At 43.5% G+C, this 1,842-nt stretch carries 4 protein-coding genes; 2 read left to right on the forward strand and 2 right to left on the reverse strand.

Going from position 1 to position 1,842, the window contains the following annotated elements; all coding sequences use genetic code 11:
- Positions 1-121: 121 nt before the first annotated feature.
- Positions 122-376, forward strand: a complete 255-nt coding sequence (locus F6K53_RS39460; RefSeq protein WP_293085419.1) for a hypothetical protein — start codon at positions 122-124, stop codon at positions 374-376.
- Positions 377-479: 103 nt separating this feature from the next.
- On the opposite strand, the gene F6K53_RS39465 is transcribed toward F6K53_RS39460, so the two are convergent.
- Complete coding sequence (locus F6K53_RS39465; RefSeq protein ID WP_293085421.1) at positions 480-617, reverse strand: hypothetical protein; 138 nt, start codon at positions 615-617, stop codon at positions 480-482.
- Between the two features lie 62 nt (positions 618-679).
- Between F6K53_RS39465 and F6K53_RS39470 the strand changes: the two genes are divergently transcribed.
- Positions 680-1,117, forward strand: a complete 438-nt coding sequence (locus F6K53_RS39470; protein WP_293085424.1) for a cation transporter — start codon at positions 680-682, stop codon at positions 1,115-1,117.
- Between the two features lie 67 nt (positions 1,118-1,184).
- Here the strand turns inward: F6K53_RS39470 and F6K53_RS39475 are convergent, their stop codons facing one another.
- Complete coding sequence (locus F6K53_RS39475) at positions 1,185-1,433, reverse strand: hypothetical protein (protein WP_293085427.1); 249 nt, start codon at positions 1,431-1,433, stop codon at positions 1,185-1,187.
- Positions 1,434-1,842: the final 409 nt, after the last annotated feature.

The raw sequence follows: 1,842 nt of genomic DNA on the forward strand, positions 1-1,842 counted from the left end.
CAATAGACCTCTTGCAAAAGTAGTTTTCTGATAGTGTTTGCGTCAATTCTTATCCACTGTTCCCTGTTCCCTGTTCCCTGTTCCCGACAACTGCCGCGAAGTCTAATAAAGGAGATAAGATTTGATTTACAAAAGCACTTTAAATTTTAGTAAAACTACTGTTAATGGCGACACCGAAATAGTTTTATTTTGTAGCGATGCAGAGGTGCGACCCGTGGCGAATTTAATTCGCCTAGCGATGCAGCGCGGTCTTGGGGGTTCCCCCCATGAGCGACTGCATCAAGACAAGGAAAACGCACCATTACGGTTTTGGGGGTTTCCCACTCGCGCTTTGCATCAAGAAACGATAGCTAATATTAGTTTACAACTGTTATAATATTTGTTTTAAAGAAAACTAAAAGATCTTGTTAATTTTTTGTAAATAATTACAATCCCTAACACACAGCATAGAAGTTTTTAATTGGGTGAGGTACATGTTTCTAGGGAGCAGGGAGCAGGGAGCAGGGAATAGGGAACAGGGAACAGGGAACAAAGAGTAGTGATGCAGCGCTATAGTTTATTAACTCTAGCATGCATGCCTCTTGCCCTACTATTGCTGGATCTCCCCATCTCCCCATCTCCCCATATCCCCATCTTCCCACCCTCCCCACACTCGCGATCTTGTTAATCTGTCGGTCTAGTGGCTATGTCTGTATGGATTGGGCGAGAAGCGATCGCTCATCTGCAAGGGACACCTGAGGAAATCCTCAGTTTCCCGATGCTAGTCACTGCCTTAATTGGGGTAGTGATCAACAGCATTAACCTCTATTGGCTAGGGGAAAATACTGAGCAAGACCTCAATCTCCGTGGTGCATTTTTGCATGTACTGGCAGACGTAGTTGGCTCAATCGGCACTATAATAGCTGCTTTGGCGGTTGGAATTTTCAACTGGCCTCAGGCGGATGCGGTCATTAGCTTTAGTGTAGCTATTTTAATTGGTTTAAGCACTCTTCCGCTGCTGCGGCAAACCCTGCAACTAACTAGGAAGAAGGCGATAGAAAAACCACCTCAGGAGTCAGGCTGGCTAGAGTTAGGAAAGACCGATTTAGTGTCTTTGATAACACTCAAAGAGGATTGAAAATTACTGGATAGATATTGATTTTGACATGATATTTTTAGGGAATTTTTAGGTAAGCATTTAGTGGTCAAAATAGACTCTCCCTGGTCTCAAATTCTTCTTGCTGCCCCCGCTGTAACGGTTCTCCAGCCCAACCCCCAATTACTTCCTCAAAAAAACCAGGCATCCAGCCTTGGGGTGTTTCTACTTTTAAGGATGATTTTAATGGGTTAACAATCACCATAACTTCTAATTCTTCGTTCGTTATTCCTACTGGAACGTCCAGATGTAGAATGCCATCAGACCCCACATGGGAGATTACTTTAATACTTTCCATCGTGCTTTCTGGTATATAGAACTTATCCAAGTTTATAGCAGTTCTCAATTGGGCGAGGTACTTCGTGCGGGAAGTGTGGGCTGTGTGGGAGGTATGGAAGGTACGGGTGGATAGGATATAAAGGGAAGTATGCTAGAAAGGGGTATTTTGTTTAGATCAGGGTCAAACGGTTTCACGACTTGCCTTCTGATTTGGCCTACCCATTTCTAATTTCTTCCGGATCGAGACAGAGCAATGAAGGATTAAGAAATAGTAGATGCACCCTGACTAATCCCTCAGCTACCGGCTGGGGATTTTTTTTTGTTCAATTTTGTCTATCTCTTATAAATGGGGAAGCGTTTCTAATTTCTTCCGGATCGAGACAGAGCAATGAAGGATTAAGAAATAGTAGATGCACCCTGACTAATCC

This window comes from Moorena sp. SIO4A1 (genome assembly GCF_010672065.1).
GTDB lineage: Bacteria > Cyanobacteriota > Cyanobacteriia > Cyanobacteriales > Coleofasciculaceae > Moorena.